General features: G+C 49.0%; 1 protein-coding gene. It reads right to left on the minus strand.

Annotated features, from left to right (window positions below; genetic code table 11):
- Positions 1–34 precede the first annotated feature (34 nt).
- A complete protein-coding gene (locus tag ACYVM0_RS27000) occupies positions 35–271 on the minus strand; it encodes a hypothetical protein (RefSeq protein ID WP_460562625.1) in 237 nt (78 codons plus the stop codon).
- Between the last annotated feature and the right edge of the window lie 329 nt (positions 272–600).

Below are 600 nucleotides of genomic sequence, written 5' to 3' on the forward strand. Positions count from 1 at the left end.
CTACACGATCTTCCAATCATGGTCATTCATCGGTTTAGGCGATAACCTTATAAGGCCGCTTAGACGCATTCAGCACCATCTCTACCAATTCCTCAGCCTTCTCTACTCCAACGTCCTCTGCCTTCACCTTGTCGCCCAGCAGCAGAACGTACTTAGCGCCTGTCTCTTTGGCGATGCTGCCCATAGACCCGTGCATCAGGTCGCCATTGAAATAGGTGTCTGACTCAACGAATGCGACACGTCCGTATTTAGTATCTACTACCTTACTCATCTACCTTCCTCTCCTTTCGCATCTTCATCGACTCGATAGCGGTCATGAAAGCCCCTTGGGTCATTTCATCCATATCCCAGTCCTTTTCGTTCTCAAGGAAGAATTCTATCTCATTGATGCAGCGATCTAGAATCTTCAGCCTGCGAGTCTCCTTATCCATCATTCCTCCGGTGGCGGCGTGACCGCTAGGTAATACTTGGGCTGAGGCTTAATCCTATAAGAACCAAACGCCACAGCTTCGCAATAGAACCCATCTCCCTGCCACCATGCCATATCTAGCTCTTCATGATGCCAGATGAAAATCGGCTCTCCACTCTTTTGCTCATCAG

The sequence above is a fragment of the Ferruginibacter profundus genome (genome assembly GCF_054783275.1).